Source organism: Paradesulfitobacterium aromaticivorans (assembly GCF_054657415.1).
This window is the reverse complement of record NZ_BAAHYT010000010.1, coordinates 1,218,737-1,238,950: the sequence shown is the minus strand read 5'-3', so window position 1 is coordinate 1,238,950 and position 20,214 is coordinate 1,218,737. Positions and strand designations below refer to the sequence as shown.

The window sequence follows — 20,214 nt, the reverse complement described above, 5'->3', positions numbered from 1 at the left end:
AGCACAGCCATGGTACGGTAGCTAATTCATTTAGCAACGGTGTATCTAAAATTACTTTGTTATCTCGTCATGAATAACACGCGGCACTTTCAGTTCGCCTTTTTGATACTGAGCCACTGCATCGCGGATAGCCTTTTCCACGTCAGCCGGGACAGAGCCACGGAAGTCAGCAAACTTGAAATATTCTGGGCCAACATCAGTTATTTTCTTCTCTATTTTACCGCTCAGGTAAGCTTCTGCCATATCTGTATACATCTTGGGTGTATCTATCAGCAAGCTAGTCATAATCGCCTTAGGAGCGTATTCGTATAAATCGGCCGCATAACCGATTTCCTTAACCCCAGGATGGGACGAAACCGCATCATAAACCCCTTTGGTTCCCGGTCCGGTCACGGTAAAGACAACATCGGCTCCTTTATCAATTCCCATATTGGTGATTTCCTTATGCTTAGCTACATCCATCCAGTCCCCGGCCCAGTAAGTAATGACTTTAATATCCGGACGCACGGCTTTAGCACCTTCAATTATGCCACTGAATAGATCTTTGAGGGCAGGGATAGGCATGCCACCCACAACTTCAATTGTACCGCTTTTTGTGGTTTTAGCTGCGGCAATTCCGACCGTTACGCCATAGGAATACATATTGGGGCTCCAAGCTGCTACCTTTTGAGCATCAGGCAGCTTATCGACGAGAGACATCATTACCATCCATTTATCAGGATATTTTTGGGGCAATGATTTGAAAGATTCAATTTCCCCGTTATCCGGAAAAATAATCATGTCAAAGCCTTTATCCATGTAGCCGCTGGCAATCTCACTAATTTTCGGGTATGGTACACTTTCGGCAATTTGAACATCCCAACCGTATTTGTTCTTTAGCACTTGGAGACCGGCATACTGCGCCTGATCCCAGCCGCCGGCATGAGCCGGATCCGGAATAGAAAACAACGCCCCAACTTTAATTTGTTTCTTTTGTCCTTGATCCTGGGAAGCCGGCTGGGAAGCGGTCTGGTTACCACAGCCTGCTAGGAGAAGAGCTCCAATTAACAGAATAGACACGATTATGAAACCTTTTTTCTTCAATTTAATTACCTCCTTCAATACCTTCACCTAGAAATAGAAGCCATGTTTTAAAAAAACTGGTATGTGCGTTAATTACTTTATCCGGTAAGCATCACCCCCTTATATACGGTTTGCCGACATCCCCTGGACCGCGCGATTGACCGGTGATGCCAATAACTAATAAGGTTAAAACATAGGGAATCATCATGAAATAAAAAGTGTTTAACCCAGCTCCCGTAGCTTGAGCCCGGAAAGCCAGCGCTTCCCCGCCACCGAAAACCAACGCCGCTGCCGTAGCAAAGAGAGGATTCCAACGGCCAAAATAAACGGCCGCTAAAGCAATAAAACCACGTCCTAAAGTAATATTCTCTGTAAAACCGCCAACCCACCCAAGCGTCAGGGCCGCTCCCCCTAAAGAAGCAATAATCCCAGAAACCAGCAACACTATAGAACGCACCACCGGTACATTCATCCCAGCAGCATTTGCGGCATGGGCATTTTCGCCCATCGAGCGCAACTTTAGCCCGGTTCCGGTGCGAAAGAGAAACCACCACATTGCAACCGTTAAAACCAAACCGAAAACTTCGAAAAACGTGAATCGCCAAATGATGGGGCCGACAGTCGGTATGATGTGTTGAGCCTGAGCCCCGGCTATCCGGTAAATGAAACTCGTAAGCCCCAAAGCAGTAAGGTTAAAGGCAATACCTGTCACCACCTGATCCGTAGGCAAAAATACAGTTGTTAGGACTTGAATGAAACCGGTTAAGAGTCCGGCCACCAAGGACAGCAAAATACCTACCAAGATACTGCCGCTGAAAACCACACCCAAAAAACCGGTTATGGCACCAGTCAGCATAGCCCCTTCCACTCCGATAAACATCACGCCCGCTCTTTCTGCCAGCAAGACCGCCAGCGCGCCAAAAATCAACGGAGTTGCTTCCCGGATCATAGCTAAAATAAAATCAATCCACCAATTTGCGCTCATTACTTACTCCCCCCCGCTGTAAACATCTCTTGGCCTGCGTCTTTGCTACGCTCCCGCGGGCGGACGACCACTCTCTTAGCATTTAATAATGCTACTGCTTTCAAACAGATAAATACCAGTACCGGAATCCCTTTCATCAAATCGATCAAAGCGGAAGGCACTCCGGTCATTGCCTGCATATAACGGGACCCAGTTTCCATAATAGCTAGCAGAAAAGAAACCGGAATCACCCCTAAGGCATTACCGCCCAAGAACGCTACTGAAATTCCGGTAAAACCCCAGGGCAGAGACCATCCCTCAGCTACCCGCTCCGTGACTCCCAAGACCTCTATTCCACCGGCCAGCCCGGCCATCGCCGCTCCTAATAAAACGGCTACGCTAAGCACTTTATTAACAGAAATCCCCGCCGCCTGGGCCGCTTTCTGGTTATAGCCCACGGCTTTTAGATGCATGCCAAAAACAGAACGCTGCAAAAACCAAAACAGGATTAAAGCCAAAACCACAGCTAACCACACACCGGCATGAACACCCAACGCTTCAGGGATTTTAGGAAGTTGGACCGCTTTGGGTACGGCCCGGGTAGCTCCGTAAAACGATTCTTTATCTTTCATGACTCCGGTCACTAAAGCATAAACTAAGTTCACACTGGCGAAATTCATCATTATAGTCGTAGTTACTTCACTGGCTCCACGCTTAATTTTCAGCAACAATGGGATTACCATACCGATTACCCCTACTAGCATAGCCACCAACAAGGATACCACCATCACAACCAGTGAGGAAGCATGCCAGGTCGTAGCCACAAAAACTGCCGCCACCGCCCCAATTTCTAATTGTCCTTGCCCACCGATGTTAAAAAACCCAGCACGATAAGGCAACAGTACGGCTAACCCGGATAAAATCAAAGGAGCGGTTTCTGTTAATGTAGAAACGATCGATTGTTTACCACGCAAAGCTCCTTGGAAAAGGGCCGTTAACACAGCCAGCGGTTGGGAACCATAAATTAAGGCCGTCACAGCCAGAACCATAAGGGAAAGGATAATCGATATAACAGATATCCCTAACTGGGTCTGCCATAACCATTGCCAGTTTTTGAATTTGCCCGTTGATACATCATGGCTAGCTCCCAAGATTTTTCCTCCTTCTCTAACAACATGTGTTACTCTCTGCTTAGGAAAGGCTTACTTTAAATGCTCCAAGGGCAATGCTCTAGCCCAAGGTTTTTTTAATCTTTCTGTTGGTGCCGCTTGCGGCCTGTCTGTATACCCGGAAAATGCAGTTCTTTCTAAAGGCTCTTGAGTTCCGGGTTAAGTTCCTCCATGGGCACATAATGTAACTCCGGATGTCCGTAACGGGCACCGCCAAACGCTTCGGCGGCTACTGAGTTCTGCAATGCTTCCCGCAGGCGGGGATGACAGGGTTGCCCAATAAGCACCATTTTTTTACCGACAGCAATATCCGTACTCATAATCCCTGCGCCGTTCTGGGGATTAAGCATGTAAACGGCATCCGGGAAAATAGCCTTAACCACACCATCTATCCATAAAGCCATCGTCTCATTCTTAATGACCAGTTTGGCCATCAAGCCGGCAAATTTCCCTTCCCCGCTGAGTTCCACATTTGTAATATAGAAACCGCCCCGGTCCTCGCCGGCACACAGAGTTACTTCACCCTGGAATAACTCCAACCCTTGGACTTCCGCTACAACGGTCGCGACTGCATTTTGGCCTTGTTCCCGCGCCGCTCGAAGAGCCCGGCCAATGGCTAGGGCTTTGGTAATTGTACCAGGAACCACAGCTTTTTTAATTTGCGCCCCGCTCATAGGATAGTGACTATTTCCACCCATACCCCCGCCTTGGGTGATCATCCAGCGTCCGATTTGATCAGCAAAGACGGATTTAACCTGGTCTGTCACAATAATGACATTCCCTTCGGCATCAGCTAATGGCATCGGAGTTAAAGATATGCCATGCCCTATGAAACTGGTCATCTGGGTTTCCGGCGCCGACCGTCCCAGGGCATCCCCGTTAATGGTCGCAATACCCATGCGGGCCGCCAGGGACAGTATGACCGGGGTATTTAATCCCCCGACCTCGAAAGGAACGACATAGTCAACGTTCCGTCCCAGGTAGTTGGCCATGGCTTGGGCCGCCTCCTGCACTTCAAATCTTTGTTCCCAGCGGGCCAGAACTTCTTCTGTATCCATGCTATCTAAGATTTTTACCGAACCCATAATTCCGCCACTGATAATTAAAGCTTCATCATCGACATCCTCGACATCAATCAACGTAATTTGACGGCCTTCCCGAAAATCTTTCCTAAGAATGTTGCGGCCCCATTCCGGGCTGCCACCTCCACCCGTACCAAGGATAGCCAATCCTTCTAAAAGTGGTTCGATATCCGATTCCGTCAAATGGTAAACCCCCATACTTTATCCTCCTCAATTATGTGAATTGCGTTCCAGAACACACTCTAACAACTGATCCATGAGTTAATCCCCTGTCAATCCGGGCAGCCATCTCCTCCATATCTGAGCAAACACTGTTTCCACATCTTTCCGACTTCGACTTTTATCAGGCTTAACCCTTAGCTATCTGAACGGATGCAAAAGTTGCACGAGCTGCCTCTAAACCCTTACCCCGTTCAATTTTAACACCAAAATCAGTCAGGGTATTTTCCAACGCCTCAATAGTAGGCAAGACATACTGGGGAGAAGCTACTAAACCCATGGTCCCGATCCGGACATTATCCGTACCGATTTCTCCGTTCCCAATAGCTACCCCGTAGTTTCCCCACATCAGAGCCCGGAAATCTTTTTCATCAATTCCTTGAGGAAGCTTAACCACAGTTGCCACATCTGACGCTAACTCCTCGCTTTTCGCCACAATATGCAAACCGAGGGCCTGAACTGCCCGGCGTACAGCTCGACCGGCTATACGTTGTCGCTCGATGGCATTCTCCAGGCCTTCCTCCAGCAATTCCTCAAGGGCACCCTCCAAACCAAAAACCAGAGTCGCCGACGGTGATACCTCATGCGGCGCCCTTCCCTCCGGTTTCGGTTCCACACCCCCATCTTGCCACCAACGGTGATAGGCCTTGACCTTCACATCGTGATAACGCCGCCAAACTTCTAAATCCAGGGATAAAGAGTTGGTCACTCGCGGCCGTATTTTTATCTTGTCCCAAGCTTTAGTGCTGACAGCAACCAGGGCTAATCCTTGTGGCCCATTTAAACATTTCTGAGGGCTGGCAAAGCATAAATCGATACCCCATTCATCGGTGGCTAATTCTAGACCGGCTAGCGAAGAAATGGCATCAACTGCATAAATCAGATCGAATTCGGCCGCAATTGCCCCAAGTTCACGGATCGGCTGAATTGTTCCAGTTGTAGTCTCATCATGAACCACAAACAATCCTCTGATATTGCCGTCCCGAACCAGCGTATCCCTGACTAAGTCCAAATCAACTTTGCTCCCATAATCGACTTTGATTTCCACCGGGACAGCGCCCAGGATTTCTAACAGATACCGACTTACCGCACCAAAAACTCCAGAGTTAATTACAAGCACCTTTTCTCCGGCTTCAAATACACTGCGCAAACCAGCTTCAATGCCATATGTACCGCTGCCGGCCAAAAGCAGGATGTCATTGTGAGTCCGGTAAACCTGACGTAACATGGTAATTACCTTTTCTTCCCGCTGCCAATAGGGAGGATAGTAAATAGGTTCATAAATTTGCTGCGACATTTTTGTTAAGGCCTTAGCCGCTAACATTGTTTGACCGCAACTCATGTTGATTTTAGTCATACTCCAACCCCCTTTTTTAGAGCTAATTATTATCTGCGTCAGAGCAACAATATTCCGTCTTTTATTACTACCTTCCCGTCTATCGCCACGGTTGGTGAAAGGATTAACCCATCGAGATGAACACCGGCTTCCGTCATTCCACCTAAACCTTTGTTATCACCTAAAGCTACATGGACAGTGCCAATAGCCTTTTCGTCTTCTAATATATTTCCGGAAACTACAGATCTGGCATTCGTGCCAATCCCCAATTCGGCAATATTGGTACCAGGTACACCACAAGTCTGAACGGTTTCCCATAGCCAATCGGCGGCTTTATTCCCACTAATCGAAGTGGCAAGACCATCTTTAACCGTGATCGTTACAGGTTCATCGAGCTTACCCCACTGAGCTAAAGAACCGTCGAAAACAAGGATTCCCTGAGCCGAACCCTCCTGGGGAGCTATGCAAGCCTCACCGGCCGGAAGGTTTCCGGAAGCACCGGATTGTTGAATTTCGCCTGAATCCACAATTCCGTCACGACCTTCTATTTTCATGACCAAGTCTGTTCCCGCCGGCGAAGTTATGTGTACGGTATTACCCTTACTCAAGGCGTTGGCGTATTTTTTAGTTAAGGTCACCATACTCTCATAATCTACCATAAGGGTTCTGTTCATCATCTCAGCCGTGATCATAGGCATACTGGCAATTCTAGTCCCGGATAGGTTCGCCTCCCGGCGCGCTCTGGTATGGGTAAGAGATTTTGAAGTTGGAATTAACGCCACATCCGCTGCAGCCATGGCAGCAGCAACAGTAAACGGAGGTTCCTCGCCGTTACGCGACCGTGGTGTAAATTCCACCAGAATTGCTTCTTTTGCTAATTCACGCGCAGCGCTTAGAAATGCTCCAACGACTTCGGGTATCTGACCATCGCTAACGATTAGAACTGTTTCCGTATTTTTAACGGCCATATAGTCAAGCAGGGCTCTCTTCGCAATTAAATGTAGGTCCAAGTATTCTCTCCTCCCCTATTTAGGCACATAATCCATGGTTTCCGCTCAAGATTCCTTCCAAATCAAGTTTCATACTTAATTTTGTGCTACTTAAGAAAAGTTTGCATTGCTGTCAAAAAGGAATCGACCGCTTTAGTATCCGCCGCCAGTCCCATGTGTCCCACTCGGAATGTGTTGTCTCGATATGCACCTAACCCCTGGCTAATATATATTTGAAATTCTTTGCGCATATAAGAGACGATTTCAGCCGATTTCACTCCTGGCGGGCACTTGACTGCCGTAACCAGAGGAAGCGGTACCCCATGTCCAAAAGATTCCAGACCCATAACAGCCAAACCATCTCTCAGCCTTTTAGATATATCAGCATGCCTTCCAAAACGTTGTGCTAATCCCTCTACGTGAATCTGATCCAAACTAACTTTTAACGCTCTGACAAGATTAACCGCCATTGTTATCCCATAGGGTTGAAATTCTTTCTGCTTCTCTTCAAACTCCCGCCATATATTTAAATTTAAATACCATCCCACCGCTGAATTTTTTCTGGCAGCCAGGAACTCCCGCATTTTTTCACTAACAGCAATAATGGCCAGCCCAGGTGGGGCAGAAAGTCCCTTCTGGGAAGCGGTTACGCCAATATCAACTCCCCACTCGTCCATATGAAATTCCGTGCCGCCGATTGAACAAACCGCATCAACGAAGAGAGGCAAGCCGAATCTTCTGGTGATTTCGCCAATCGCTTGAACAGGATTAAGAACACCCGTAGATGTCTCACCATGGACGACCGCAACTGCTTTGATCTTGTCATCTTTTTTCAAAACATCCTCGACCTTATTTGGATCAACCGGTGTTCCCCATTCCTCTTTAAGCGTAACAGTTTCAATCCCGTAGCACCGAGAAATGATCTCAATGCGTTCACCAAAAAAACCATTTTCCAGGACGAGAATTTTTTCACCGCTACCTGCCAAAGCATTCACAGCAGTCTCTATTCCAGCATGGCCCGAACCTACGGTTAAATAGATATCTTCTTTTGTGCCAAACAACGGCTTTAGAGCATCACGGGTATCGTTATACTCCCGCACCCAATCCTCGCCATAATGTGGCACCAGAGGTTGACTCATTGCTTTTAGCACTTCTTCACTCACGGCGCATGGACCAGGTATCATCAGCAATGATTCTTTCATGTTTCCTACCCCCCGTTAGTTAAGGTGACAGTCTCGTCATTCAAGCACAATCACTTTTTCCTGAAAAATCTCCGGCTCCCTGGTCAGTAAGCTATATAATCGCTTGTCTTAATGATCTTCGTATGTGAACCCGGTAAGATCATTATGTTATCTGCTAACCAGCTGTTTAAATCGTTTAGCCAATTCAGCTAGTTTTGACCAGTCTTCCTTCGCCAAAATATCCCTAGGGGTCAATGCTGAACCGACACCTAAAACTTTAGCCCCAGCCTCCAGATACGCTTGCCCATTTTCCAGGGTAATTCCGCCCACGGCAGCCAGTGGAATCTCAGGCATCGGGCCCTTTATTTCACGAAAGTAAGCAGAACCCAAACTGCCGGCTGGGAATACTTTGATGACATCTGCCCCGAGAAGATAGGCTTGCTGGATTTCTGTCGGCGAAAAAGCGCCTGGCATAACTGCAACATTTAAAGCTTTAGCAGTTCTAATTACCTCAGGAATCATGGTCGGCATTACAATAAATTTGGCGCCGGATTCGACCGCTTTGTGGACATCTTGACTCGAAGTAACTGTCCCTGCCCCCAACAACATATCTTTACCAAACTTCGCAGTAATTTTTGCCAGAATGGGCAAGGCGCCAGGAGTATTTAAAGTTACTTCCGCAACTTTAATTCCCGAATCCCGGAAGACCTCTATAATTTTTAGAAGTTTAGTTTCTTCCACATTTCGAAGTATTGCCACCAGCTTTTCCTGTAAAATAAATTGCGCTGGGTTATCAGTGGTAATTTCTGGCATCTTCTTCAGTCCTCCTTTGCTTTTTGTTGCTTATATCGCAACATTGTTGTGCAACAATGTCATAATAATTAAAAATGGGCACCCATAAGAGAACTTATGGTTTTCGCAGCCTGTACCGTAGCATCGGCATGTTCTTCGATATCTCTGTTTCCTAAGTTAATAGCGACTGCCGCGACACTTATACTACCTATAACTTCTTGATTGAAATTAAAGATCGGAGCCGCCACACAGCGGATTCCCATTTCATGTTCTTCTAAATCCAGGGTATACCCTCTGGTCCGGGTGAGCTCTAAATCCCTTCTAATAGCTGCTGGGTCCGTTAGGGTAAAAGGTGTAAAGCTATCAAACTTAGTAGTATTAAAAAACGTTTCAATTTCATCATCACGCATAAAGGCTAAAATAGCCTTACCGATGGCGGTACAATAGAGCGGTGCCCGCTTCCCAATCATGGAATACATTTGGATAGGGCTGTTGCCCGAAATTTTATCGATATAGACGACTTCAAATAAATCTCTTAAGCCAAGATGAACGGTATGCCCTATTTCTTTCTGCAAGGCTTCCAGTACCCAGCGCGCAGACGACTGAATATTCATCTCCGTTAATAACTTACTCCCTAGGGAAAATACTCTCATGGTAAGGTGGTAACGCTTCGTCAGCGTTGCCTGCCTCACATAACCTTCCTCAATTAACGTTTCCATTAACCGAAATACTGTACTGCGGTTGACACCTAATTCTTTGGCTATTTCTGATGCCGTAGCGCCCTCTTTACATAAAGCCAAACGTTCCAAGACGTATAGTGCACGTTGTACTGATTGTATTCCATCATACATTGTTATCCACCCTAGCTGTTGCATAATAAACAACGATGTTGTTTCCTAGTACTTAATATTTCGCCAATACTAAAAAAATTCCTTCTTATCTTCAAAATTTTTGTGTCTTTAGTAGGGAAGCCATCTTTTGTATGGTTTTGAATCGACTAACCGAACCCACAAGTAAGCTCGGCGTGAATGATTGGAGACTCTGTGTATCGCCCCGGTTTAATACAGCCCTAGGCTTCGCGCCACCGCAATCTACTTGAACCAGGCCAACTCCTTACCCACGAACGAATTAGCTAAATGATGGAGCATCTGTTTGACCCAGATGTCCCCTTCGATAATAACCAAGCAGAACGGGATGTACGGAAATTTCTGATTCATTACTACTATAAATTTTTACCTCTATTTACTTCCTATCTTCTTGTTCAGCACATCCACAGCCGTTTGCAATTGGGGATCAAACTTGGTGTCCGTCGGGGAAACGGTCGGGTCTTGCCCCTTGGTTAGCTCGACTTGGACATCAGGTTCGATTCCTTTTTTGTGAATATCGAGCTTATTGGGAGTTAAGTATTTGGCCGTGGTGAGCTTGACACTGGTGCCATGATCGAGCGGGAAAATGGTCTGGACAATCCCTTTGCCAAACGTTTTGACCCCGATTAAAGTGCCTGTGCCTTTGTCTTTAATCGCCCCGGAGACAATCTCGGCTGCGGAGGCGCTTTCCCCGTTGACCAGGACTACCAGCGGCATATTCAAATAGTTGTCACCGGCATATTTGGTATCGATATTGCCGTTTTTATCCACAATGTAGGTCACCGGCCCCGGCGGGACAAAGTAGCTCGCTACCTGGACCGCGGCTTCCAGCTCTCCGCCCGGATTATAACGCAAGTCGAGAACTATCCCTTTATACTTTTTGATGTCCATGCTTTTTAAAATCCCGGCCAAGTCATTGCCCGTTTCCGAAGCGAACTGGGAAATTTCAATATAGGCTATTTCCGGATGACCTGGCAAAGCTTTACCCTCAACCGTGGGCACTGCTATTTTCTCGCGTGTAAGGGTTACGGTAACATTTCTTTTCTCACTGTCGCGGTACAAGACCAAAGTAACTTTAGTCCCAGGCTCCCCGCGCATGAGGGTGACTGCTTTATCCTGGTCGATGGTGGATGTCTCAGTGTTGTCAATTTTTACGACAACATCCCCGGCCTGGATACCGGCCTTAGCTGCAGGGGTGCTTTTTAAGGGGCGCAGGACCACCAGCTTTTTCGGATCCTTGACGCTAAGCAGAATCCCTACCCCGCCAAATTTGCCCTCAATCTGTTCAAATAGTTTTGCATTTTCCTGAGCATCGAGATAGGTCGAGTAGGGATCTTTGAGAGAATCAACGATACCGCGGGTCGCACCGTCAACCAATTGTTCTGTGCTGGCCTTGTCCAGATATTCATCGTGGATCAGTTCAACTACCCGTAAAAAACGGCCAATGTTGTTAAAGTTTGCGACGACTACCGAGCCAACGGCTATCGTTGTTACGACTGAAAACAAAAGAAAGATAGCCCCAAAATATTTAAGTACTCTTTTTCCATTCCACTCCGCCAAAACCTTAGCCCCTTCCTGCCCTGCCCGGGCTTAAGTATCCTTAAGCCCCGTTATCCTAATTATTTAACAAGCCCCTCTTTATATTTCAAAGCTTGTCTTTGATCTCTGTGTAAGTATATGCTTGTTCATCAATTGAAATACCTTAAAGGATCAGTGGGGTTTCCGCCAACCCTGACCTCAAAATGAAGGTGAGGTCCGGTGCTCCACCCTGTGGAACCAACATACCCAATAACCTGTCCGGCTTTGACCGTGTCTCCATTGCTCACAGCAATACGGGACTGATGACCGTAAAGTGTGGACGTTCCCTCCCCATGGTCAATAACAACCGCGTTGCCGTAGGCACCATACCAACCGGCGTAGATTACTTCCCCGTCCCCTGCCGCCTGGATCGAAGTCCCGGTGGGAGCGGGAAGATCAATACCGGTGTGTAATTTGCGCTGGCCGGTGATCGGGTGAGTGCGGTAGCCAAAAGGTGAGCTTATCTCATACCGACCCGGAAGAGGCCAGTTACTGACTGAACCGACAACTCCACCTGTACGGGACCGCTGCAGTTGGCGAATCTTTTCACCAATTGCGTTAGAATCTTTCTCTAACTGTTCAATCTGATCAGACAGCTCCTGCTGTACTTTTTTATTCTCAGTAAGAGAGATCTGGAGCTGATTATTCTTGCTGTCCAATTCTGTTTTGGCTGCAGTTGCCTGCGCCTGCAAGCTTGCCGCCTGATCGCGCGCAACTTTTAATTCCTCAGTTTTTTTCGCTATTTGCTCTTTCTCCGTGCGGATATCTGCCAGCAGTTGCCGATCGTTGCCCACAAGTCTGCTTAAGTATTCGACCCTTGTGATAAAATCGCTGATGTTTGAAGACTCGAACAGGATCTCCAGATAGCTTACCTGACCATTCTCATAGATGCCGCGCACCCTTTGCGCCAAGGCCAGCCGCCGTTTATCAAGCTGCTCAACCTTAGTCTGCAGTTCCTTTTCCGAAGCGCTCACCTGCGCCTGAGCCTGTTTATAAGAGCTCTGCTTCTGATTCAGGGTGACTGTCGCTGCAGAAATCTGGACTTTCAGCTCATCCTGCTGTTTCTTCATTTTATCTGCGGTATAGGTCAGCTGGTTTAAGCGCCCTTGCACTTGATTAGTCTGCTCCGTTAGTTTCTGCTGCTCGCGCACGGCTTGATCCAATTCATCCGCTTTAAGCGCAGGCCCGGAGGAAATAAGCAGGGCTAAAGAGAGGATAAGTGCCGGAACAACTTTTTTCAAAATGAGACCCCTCCTCAAATTTCTCAGGAATTCTAACATTGGTGCCTTTGTTCTTCCTTGCAGCTTTCGTTGAGGACTATATCTTAAGGAACTGACGCAGGGAGATCGCAGTGCCAATGGCCCCAATAACCATCCCGGAGAGAAGCAGTCCTCCTAAGACCTGCCAGAACAACAGCGGGTTTTGCACAACCGGCAGGAAGGTGAGCGTGCTCAGAACGTACCCGCTCAGCCAATCATAAGTGACCCCGACAGTCCCTGCTGCCAAAGCCCCTCCAACCAAACCCAAAAACATTCCCTCAATGAAAAAGGGCCAGCGGATAAAGCCATTTGTAGCGCCTACCAGTTTCATAATCTGAATCTCGCGGCGGCGCGAGAAGATATTCATTTTAATGTTGATCGAGATCAGGACAATCGAGGCGATGGCAAAAGCGATTATTACCCCGATGCCGACCCAGCGCAGCCAGTGCGTGAACTGTAAAAGCTTGTCCACAAAGTCCTGGCCGTAAAGTACATTTTCCACCCCTGTAAGCGTTTTAATTCGCGTGGCCAGTTCTGAAACCGCTTGCGGGTCAGATGCCTTTACCGTGAGTTTATCCGGGAAAGGGTTGACCCCCCCTAGATCTTCAAGTAAATTATTGTTCCCGCTGCTCATTGTTTTGCCGAACTCAACCAAAGCCTGTTCCTTACTGACAATGCTTACAGAAGCGACCTGAGGCATCTTTTGGATCTCTGTTTTAAGACTGTCGAGTTGCTGGGGCGCAACATTTTTCTCGATAAAGACTGCAATTTCCAGCTCAGATTCAAAGGTCTTAGCCATATTAGCGGCATTGGCCAAAAAGAAAACAGAAAAGCCTAAGATTATCAATGATACCATGACGGTTAGGACTGAAGCCGCACTTAACCAGGGATTGCGTCTGACTGAGTTAAGGGTTTCGCGGATGATGTAACGCAGGGAGTTAAGCTTCATAGCCATATCCCCCCTTCTCCTCATCCCGCACCAGGCGCCCGCCTTCAATGGCGACCACGCGTTTTTTCATTTGATCTACGATGTCTTTAGCGTGCGTTGCCATGATCACGGTGGTTCCACGTTTGTTGATGTTGTAGAGCAAATCCATAATCCCCCAGGCATTCTCAGGATCGAGATTGCCGGTAGGCTCATCCGCAACCAGCAAACCCGGGTTGTTAATGATGGCGCGGGCGACACATACTCGCTGTTGCTCGCCGCCGGAAAGCTGATGGGGAAAAGCTTTCCCTTTGCCACCTAAGCCCACCAGTTCTAAAGCGATGCGCGTGCGGGCCTGAACTTCCCGGGTGGACATACCCAAGACTTCAAGCGCAAAGGCGACATTTTCTGCGACCGTTTTGTTAGGAAGAAGTTTGAAATCCTGAAAGATTACTCCTATGCCCCGGCGCAAATATGGTACTTCATATTCACGCATGCGTACTAGGTTTTTGCTGTTGACTAAAACCTGACCCCGCGTTGGTTTCTCTTCCCGGTACAAAAGCCGGACCAAAGTGGATTTCCCGGCCCCGCTCGGCCCGACCAGGAACACGAACTCCCCTTTGCCGATTTTAAGGTTAATATCAATAAGGGCCCGGGCACCGTTTTGGTAAATTTTCGATACATTACTAAGTTGAATCATCTAGTTCCTCCTTGATTTGTGTGCAAAGCCCGGTTTCCCCATAACTACTGTTAAATTCGACACAAGAAGTAGATTTCCTGTTAACAAAAAAGAAAACGGGCTTAGATTAGCCCGTTGATAGCATTTTTTAATACATATAAATTCACTATTCTACTTCCGCTCCATGACTGCACGAACAGCTTTAACAATCTCGTCCTTGGTGAGGCCGTACTTTTCCAAAATTTCCAAGGGACGGCCGGATTCCCCAAAGCTGTCTTTAAGCCCGATCCTCAGCATGGGAGTAGGCCTATTTTCCCCCAGAACTTCAGCGACGGCACTGCCCAAGCCGCCGATGATGTTATGTTCCTCGGCCGTGATCACGGCTCCGCACTCTGCGGCAACGCGAATGATGGTTTCCTGATCGAGAGGCTTGACGGAAGCAACATTAACCACGCTTACTTCAATCCCGGAGGAGGAAAGTTCGGCTGCCGCCTCCAGGGCTTTGGACACCATGATCCCATTCGCAATGATAGCTGCGTCTTTGCCCGCACGCACAATGTTGGCCTTGCCGATTTCAAAGCGGTAGTCCTTGTCGAACAGAAGCGGCACATCCAAGCGGCCCATACGGATGTAGACCGGACCGTGATGCTTAGCGGCAGCATATACCGCTTGGCGCGTTTCCTCCCCATCAGCCGGAACCAATACTGTCATATTGGGCAGAGTGCGCATGATGGCGACATCTTCGATCGCCTGGTGCGTTGCCCCGTCTTCTCCTACCGTAATTCCGGCATGGGTGGCAGCAATCTTCACATTAAGCTTGGGATAAGCAATAGAGTTGCGGATTTGCTCAAAAGCGCGTCCGGTGGCGAAGACGGCAAACGTGCTGGCAAACGGAATTTTCCCGGCAGCAGCAAAGCCGGCTGCGGTCCCGATCATATTCTGCTCGGCAATCCCCATGTTAAAAAAGCGGTCTGGATAGTTTTTGGCAAAGTCAGCGGTCTTAGTGGACTTTGAAAGGTCGGCATCGAGCACCACAATCTCAGTGTTTTCCGCGCCTAAAGCCACGAGAGCTTTGCCATAAGCGTCACGGGTTGCTTGTTTTTCAGCCAAGGTTAGCCGCCTCCTCTTCCAGTTCTCGGATGGCTTGCTCAGCCTGCTCTGTGCTGGGAGCATTGCCGTGCCAGCCCACCTGGTTTTCCATGAAAGATACCCCTTTGCCCTTAACTGTGCGCGCTATAAGGATAGTGGGTTTGCCTTCAACCGCTTGAGCTTCGGCCAAAGCCTTGAGCAAACCCTCGATGTCATGCCCATCCACTTCAAGCACATGCCAGCCAAAAGCCTTCCACTTTTCCGGAAGGGGAGCGGAAGACATGACACTGTCAGTCGTTCCGTCAATCTGGAGGCCGTTAAAGTCGAGAATGGCCGTAAGGTTGTCCAACTTATAGTGGGCCGCAGCCATAGCCGCTTCCCAGACTTGCCCTTCGTCCATCTCGCCGTCACCAAGCACGACATACACGCGATAATCTTTGTGGTCAAGCTTCCCTGCCAAGGCCATGCCGTTAGCGGCAGAAAGTCCCTGCCCGAGCGAGCCGGTGGTCATATCTACCCCAGGGGTATTTTTCATATCCGGGTGTCCCTGGAGCATGCGTCCGGTCTGACGCAGCCCCCATAACTCATCTTTGGGAAAATACCCTTTTTCAGCTAAGGCCGCGTACAGCACGGGAGCTGCATGTCCCTTAGACAGGACAAAGCGGTCGCGCTCCGACCAGTGCGGGTCCTGAGGCTTTACGCACATGACCTTAAAATACAAGGTAGCCACAATATCGGCGGCAGACAGGCTTCCACCCGGGTGCCCAGACTTCGCTGGAACTAACATTTTGATGATGTCCTGACGGATAGCATTAGCCATGCGTTTGATTTCCGTGGTTGACAACAGGATTCCCCCTTAGCATAAATCTAGCGTTACTATTCAGGTAGTCAGAATTCAGTAGTCAGAATTCAGTAGTCAGTAGTCAGTAGTCAGAATACCATGAGCTTCTGACTCCTGACTCCTGTCTCCTGGATTACTGCACCTTTTTTGTATGCTGCAGGTAGGCAGCGATAAACTCCTCTATTTCCCCATCCATCACAGCCGAGACGTTCCCGGTTTCCACATTCGTCCGGTGGTCTTTCACCAGGCTGTAGGGGTGGAAAACATAAGAGCGGATTTGGCTGCCCCAAGCGATCTCTTGCTGTTCTCCCCGGATCTCGGATATTTCTTCCTCCTGCTGCTTGCGTTTCAGCTCCAGGAGCTTGGCCAGCAAAATGCGCATGGATACAGCCCGGTTCTGGATCTGGGAGCGTTCACTCTGGCACTGTACCACAACCCCGGTCGGCAAGTGCGTAATGCGCACAGCGGAATCTGTCTTGTTGACGTGCTGGCCGCCCGCGCCTCCGGAACGGTAGGTGTCAACGCGCAGTTCTTCCGGGTTAATATTTATTTCTGCGTCATCAGTGACTTCTGGGATCACATCGACTGAGGCAAAGGAGGTGTGGCGGCGTCCGGAGGCGTCAAACGGAGAGATGCGTACCAAACGGTGCACCCCTTTTTCCGACTTGGCGTAACCGTAAGCATTCTCCCCGGCCAACGATAATGTCACACTCTTGACCCCTGCCTCTTCTCCCGCCAGCAGATCGAGGGTCTCGACTTTATACCCCCGCCGTTCTCCCCAGCGCACATACATACGGTAGAGCATCTGAACCCAATCCTGGGCTTCCGTGCCCCCGGCACCCGCATGCAAAGTCAGAATGGCATTATTGCGGTCATAAGGCCCGCTAAGGAGGATTTCCAATTCTAGATTGGCAAAGTGGTCCGTAAGTTTTTTGACCCCCCGTTCAATCTCTCCTTCGAGAGTGTCATCCCCTTCTTCCGCAGCCAGCTCCCAGAATATTGCCTGGTCTTCCAGTTCGCGTTCCAAATTCCGGTAAATCTTAACTTTGCTCTGCTGATACGAAAGTTCCTGCATGGTTTTCTGGGCAACAACTGGATCTTCCCAAAAATCCGGCCGGTTTAACTCCTGTTCCAGCCCTTCAATTTTCCCTTCGCGTTGAGCGACGTCAAAGAGAAACCCTCAAATCTGCCAAACGCTTGGATAAAAGCTCAAATTCACGCTTCCACTCTTCAAGCACATCTATCATCCCTTTCAATTAGCTATTCTGAAAAACTCCCGGCAATCTGCCTTGCCGAGACAGTCCACTGGGCTGTCTCGCACCACGCGCCGGAGCTGTTCGCTTGTCGACTCTGCTACCGCGCCAAACCTTTGGGTAATACCTGAAGTGAACCTGTGGCGCGGCTTAACGCTTCGTCGCCTGCGCTCACAACGCTCCTCTGCTCGGACGGTTCGCTCTGCAAGGCAGCTTGCCTATTTTCATCTTCTGCTAGTACCACTCCAGCGCCATAGGACTACTCAAGCGCTCGGGGCCTATGCCGTCCGGCCGCAGCACTTCTTGTATTTCTTGCCGCTGCCGCAGGGGCAGGGGTCATTGCGACCGACTTGCTCCCCGATGTGTACCGGCTGCAGCGGCTGCGCTTCGTCGCGGTTGGTGCTGAGATTCTGCGGTTCCTCTTGGTGTGGCTCTTGCTCCGCAGCTTGCGGCGTTACGCGCATCAGATAGCGGACAATATCTTCCTGAATACTGTCAATCATGCCCTGGAACATGTCAAACCCTTCGTGCCGGTATTCGACCAACGGATCGCGCTGGCCGTAAGCCCTAAGCCCAATCCCTTCCCTCAGCATATCCATCGCATCCAAGTGATCCATCCACTTGCTGTCCACAACCTGGAGCATGACCGCGCGTTCGATCTCGCGCATGAGCTCGGCACCGAACAGCTCCTCGCGGCGTTCGTAGTAAGCAGTGGCTTCAGTAAGCAGAAGCTCCTGCACCTCTTCTTTATTAAGGTTCGCGATTTGCTCCGCTGTCAGCTTATGCCCGGGGAGAAAGAGATTGTCACAGTATTCAAGGAAGCTCTTAAGATCCCACTCTTCCGGATACGGGCTATCTCCGCTGAACATATTGACTGTGTCAGTCACTGTTTTCTCTAGCATATCCATAATGTTGTCACGCAGATTCTCACCCATGAGCACAGCCCGGCGCTGGGCGTAAATGACTTCGCGCTGCTGATTCATTACATCATCATATTCGAGGACATGCTTGCGGATATCAAAGTTACGCTGTTCAACACGGTGCTGGGCGTTTTCCAGGGAGCGGGTGATTATTTTGGAAGTGATGGGGATACTGTCATCCATCCCCAGCTTGTCCATTAAACCCATAATATTTTCCGAACCGAACAAGCGCATCAAATCATCTTCAAGGGAAAGGAAGAACTGGGATGAACCGGGATCACCCTGGCGGCCTGCCCGCCCGCGCAACTGATTGTCAATCCTGCGCGATTCATGGCGCTCAGTCCCGATGATGTGGAGCCCGCCTACCTCCGCCACACCCTCCCCGAGGACGATGTCTGTCCCGCGCCCGGCCATATTGGTCGCGATGGTAACCATTCCCCGCTGTCCGGCCTCAGATACGATCAGGGCTTCCTTTTCGTGGTATTTGGCATTTAAAACCTGGTGCGGAATTCCCCGTCTTTCAAGCATGGCACTGAGGCGCTCGGATTTTTCGATGGAGACTGTGCCGACCAAGATCGGCTGACCCTTAGCATGGCGCTCTGCGATTTCCTCAACTGCGGCTGCGAACTTCCCTTCCTCTGTCCGGTACACAACATCAGGCATATCATCCCTGATCATGTCCTTGTTCGTGGGAACTTCGACCACATCCAGTTTATAGATCTTGCGGAACTCCGGAGCCTCAGTCATCGCGGTACCGGTCATCCCTGCAAGTTTATTGAACATACGGAAGTAATTTTGGAATGTGATCGTGGCGAGAGTCTGGGATTCTTTTTCGATCTTTACGTTCTCTTTGGCCTCGATAGCCTGGTGCAACCCTTCACTGTAGCGGCGCCCAAACATGAGGCGGCCGGTGAATTCGTCGACAATAATGACTTGACCGTCTTTCACCACATAATCACGGTCGCGCCTGAACAAAGTGTGGGCTTTAAGAGCCTGGTTCACGTGATGGGCAACCTCTGTATGCAAATCATCATAAAGGTTGTCCACGCCCAGCATGCTTTCAACCCGGCCTACTCCATGCTCAGTCAGGGTCACAACCCGGTCCTTTTCGTTCACGTGGTAATCATCCTCCGGCTTTAAGCGCGGAATCACTTTCGCCACATGGTAGTACAGTTCTGTGGGCTTGTCAGCCTCACCGGAAATAATAAGCGGAGTGCGAGCCTCGTCAACTAAGATGGAGTCCACTTCGTCCACAATCGCAAAATTGAGTTCGCGCTGGACCAGTCCTTCCGGCCTGGTTACCATATTATCACGCAAATAATCGAAGCCGAATTCATTATTGGTGCCGTAAGTTATGTCGGCATTATAGTTCTCTCTGCGCTCAGCATAATTAAGCCCGTGCACAATCAAGCCGACAGAGAGACCGAGGAAACTGTAAATCTGGCCCATCCATTCGCTGTCCCGCCGAGCGAGATAATCGTTGACTGTAACGACATGAACCCCGCGGCCACTCAGAGCGTTTAGGTAGGACGGAAGCGTTGCGACCAGGGTCTTTCCTTCCCCTGTCCTCATTTCTGCAATCTTGCCCTCATGCAGCACCATACCCCCGATAAGCTGAACATCATAATGGCGTTGGTTAAGCACACGCCGCGCCGCTTCCCGCACTACGGCAAAAGCCTCCGGGAGCAGATCATCAAGGCTTTCCCCGTTCTCATGCCGTCTGCGGAACTCTACGGTCTTCTGCCTAAGTTCATCATCACTTAAAACCGTAATCGAAGGTTCTAGTTCATTAATTTGTTTAATGCGCTTTTGATATTTTCTAATCTCACGCGCATTGTCATCCAAAAGATTGCGTAAAAACCCCATGCGAACCACCTTTCTTCGTCCTGGGCATCACTTTATTGTAACATCACCTGCTATAAGGCCGCAACTGTCCTTGATGCTTCTCAAGTGCCCTCAAGTTTCCCGCAAGCGTTACTGAAAGCGTTCCAAAAGTTAATCGGGACGCAC

The 20,214-nt window shown here is 49.1% G+C and carries 17 protein-coding genes; all 17 read right to left on the bottom strand.

Translation table 11 applies throughout. The features are described 5' to 3' along the window. Positions 1 to 51 precede the first annotated feature (51 nt). The gene (locus ACYQ2N_RS11780) at positions 52 to 1,083 is read right to left on the bottom strand and encodes a BMP family protein (RefSeq protein WP_459999416.1); all 1,032 of its coding nucleotides are present in this window, start codon (positions 1,081 to 1,083) and stop codon (positions 52 to 54) included. A 91-nt stretch (positions 1,084 to 1,174) separates the two neighbouring features. Then, positions 1,175 to 2,047 carry an ABC transporter permease gene (locus ACYQ2N_RS11775; protein WP_459999415.1) on the bottom strand — a complete coding sequence of 291 codons (873 nt, stop codon included), beginning with the start codon at positions 2,045 to 2,047 and terminating at the stop codon, positions 1,175 to 1,177. Next, positions 2,047 to 3,177 carry an ABC transporter permease gene (locus ACYQ2N_RS11770; RefSeq protein ID WP_459999414.1) on the bottom strand — a complete coding sequence of 377 codons (1,131 nt, stop codon included), beginning with the start codon at positions 3,175 to 3,177 and terminating at the stop codon, positions 2,047 to 2,049. The genes ACYQ2N_RS11775 and ACYQ2N_RS11770 overlap by 1 nt, the downstream gene beginning before the upstream one ends. Positions 3,178 to 3,332: 155 nt before the next feature. Continuing rightward, positions 3,333 to 4,475: an S-methyl thiohydantoin desulfurase family protein gene (locus ACYQ2N_RS11765; protein ID WP_459999413.1), complete on the bottom strand. Its 1,143-nt coding sequence runs from the start codon at positions 4,473 to 4,475 to the stop codon at positions 3,333 to 3,335. A 151-nt stretch (positions 4,476 to 4,626) separates the two neighbouring features. Next, positions 4,627 to 5,853 (bottom strand): pyridoxal-phosphate-dependent aminotransferase family protein, encoded by a 1,227-nt coding sequence (locus ACYQ2N_RS11760; RefSeq protein WP_459999412.1) that lies wholly within the window; start codon positions 5,851 to 5,853, stop codon positions 4,627 to 4,629. A 38-nt stretch (positions 5,854 to 5,891) separates the two neighbouring features. Then, the gene (locus ACYQ2N_RS11755) at positions 5,892 to 6,842 is read right to left on the bottom strand and encodes an aminopeptidase (protein ID WP_459999411.1); all 951 of its coding nucleotides are present in this window, start codon (positions 6,840 to 6,842) and stop codon (positions 5,892 to 5,894) included. A gap of 86 nt (positions 6,843 to 6,928) precedes the next feature. Continuing rightward, on the bottom strand, positions 6,929 to 8,023 hold the full coding sequence (locus ACYQ2N_RS11750; protein ID WP_459999410.1) for a pyridoxal-phosphate-dependent aminotransferase family protein: 1,095 nt from the start codon (positions 8,021 to 8,023) through the stop codon (positions 6,929 to 6,931). Between the two features lie 147 nt (positions 8,024 to 8,170). Continuing rightward, on the bottom strand, positions 8,171 to 8,815 hold the full coding sequence (locus ACYQ2N_RS11745; RefSeq protein ID WP_459999409.1) for a bifunctional 4-hydroxy-2-oxoglutarate aldolase/2-dehydro-3-deoxy-phosphogluconate aldolase: 645 nt from the start codon (positions 8,813 to 8,815) through the stop codon (positions 8,171 to 8,173). Positions 8,816 to 8,883: 68 nt separating this feature from the next. Beyond that, entirely contained in the window at positions 8,884 to 9,645 is a 762-nt protein-coding gene (locus ACYQ2N_RS11740; RefSeq protein ID WP_459999408.1) for an IclR family transcriptional regulator, read from the bottom strand. Between the two features lie 387 nt (positions 9,646 to 10,032). Further along, positions 10,033 to 11,220, bottom strand: coding sequence for a S41 family peptidase (locus ACYQ2N_RS11735; protein ID WP_459999407.1), 1,188 nt, complete (start codon positions 11,218 to 11,220; stop codon positions 10,033 to 10,035). A gap of 128 nt (positions 11,221 to 11,348) precedes the next feature. Further along, complete coding sequence (locus tag ACYQ2N_RS11730; protein ID WP_459999406.1) at positions 11,349 to 12,518, bottom strand: murein hydrolase activator EnvC family protein; 1,170 nt, start codon at positions 12,516 to 12,518, stop codon at positions 11,349 to 11,351. A 37-nt stretch (positions 12,519 to 12,555) separates the two neighbouring features. Continuing rightward, positions 12,556 to 13,446 carry a permease-like cell division protein FtsX gene (ftsX, locus tag ACYQ2N_RS11725; RefSeq protein WP_460000525.1) on the bottom strand — a complete coding sequence of 297 codons (891 nt, stop codon included), beginning with the start codon at positions 13,444 to 13,446 and terminating at the stop codon, positions 12,556 to 12,558. Further along, positions 13,436 to 14,122 carry a cell division ATP-binding protein FtsE gene (gene ftsE / locus ACYQ2N_RS11720; protein ID WP_459999405.1) on the bottom strand — a complete coding sequence of 229 codons (687 nt, stop codon included), beginning with the start codon at positions 14,120 to 14,122 and terminating at the stop codon, positions 13,436 to 13,438. The genes ftsX and ftsE overlap by 11 nt, the downstream gene beginning before the upstream one ends. 150 nt (positions 14,123 to 14,272) lie before the next feature. After that, the gene (locus tag ACYQ2N_RS11715) at positions 14,273 to 15,211 is read right to left on the bottom strand and encodes a transketolase family protein (RefSeq protein WP_459999404.1); all 939 of its coding nucleotides are present in this window, start codon (positions 15,209 to 15,211) and stop codon (positions 14,273 to 14,275) included. Then, complete coding sequence (locus ACYQ2N_RS11710) at positions 15,204 to 16,034, bottom strand: transketolase (RefSeq protein ID WP_459999403.1); 831 nt, start codon at positions 16,032 to 16,034, stop codon at positions 15,204 to 15,206. The genes ACYQ2N_RS11715 and ACYQ2N_RS11710 overlap by 8 nt, the downstream gene beginning before the upstream one ends. A 130-nt stretch (positions 16,035 to 16,164) precedes the next feature. Beyond that, a protein-coding gene (gene prfB / locus ACYQ2N_RS11705) for a peptide chain release factor 2 (RefSeq protein ID WP_459999402.1) occupies positions 16,165 to 17,269 on the bottom strand; the annotation gives its coding sequence in 2 pieces (ribosomal slippage) (positions 16,165 to 17,199 and positions 17,201 to 17,269; 1,104 coding nt in all). A 293-nt stretch (positions 17,270 to 17,562) separates the two neighbouring features. Continuing rightward, a complete protein-coding gene (gene secA, locus ACYQ2N_RS11700; protein WP_459999401.1) occupies positions 17,563 to 20,070 on the bottom strand; it encodes a preprotein translocase subunit SecA in 2,508 nt (835 codons plus the stop codon). Between the last annotated feature and the right edge of the window lie 144 nt (positions 20,071 to 20,214).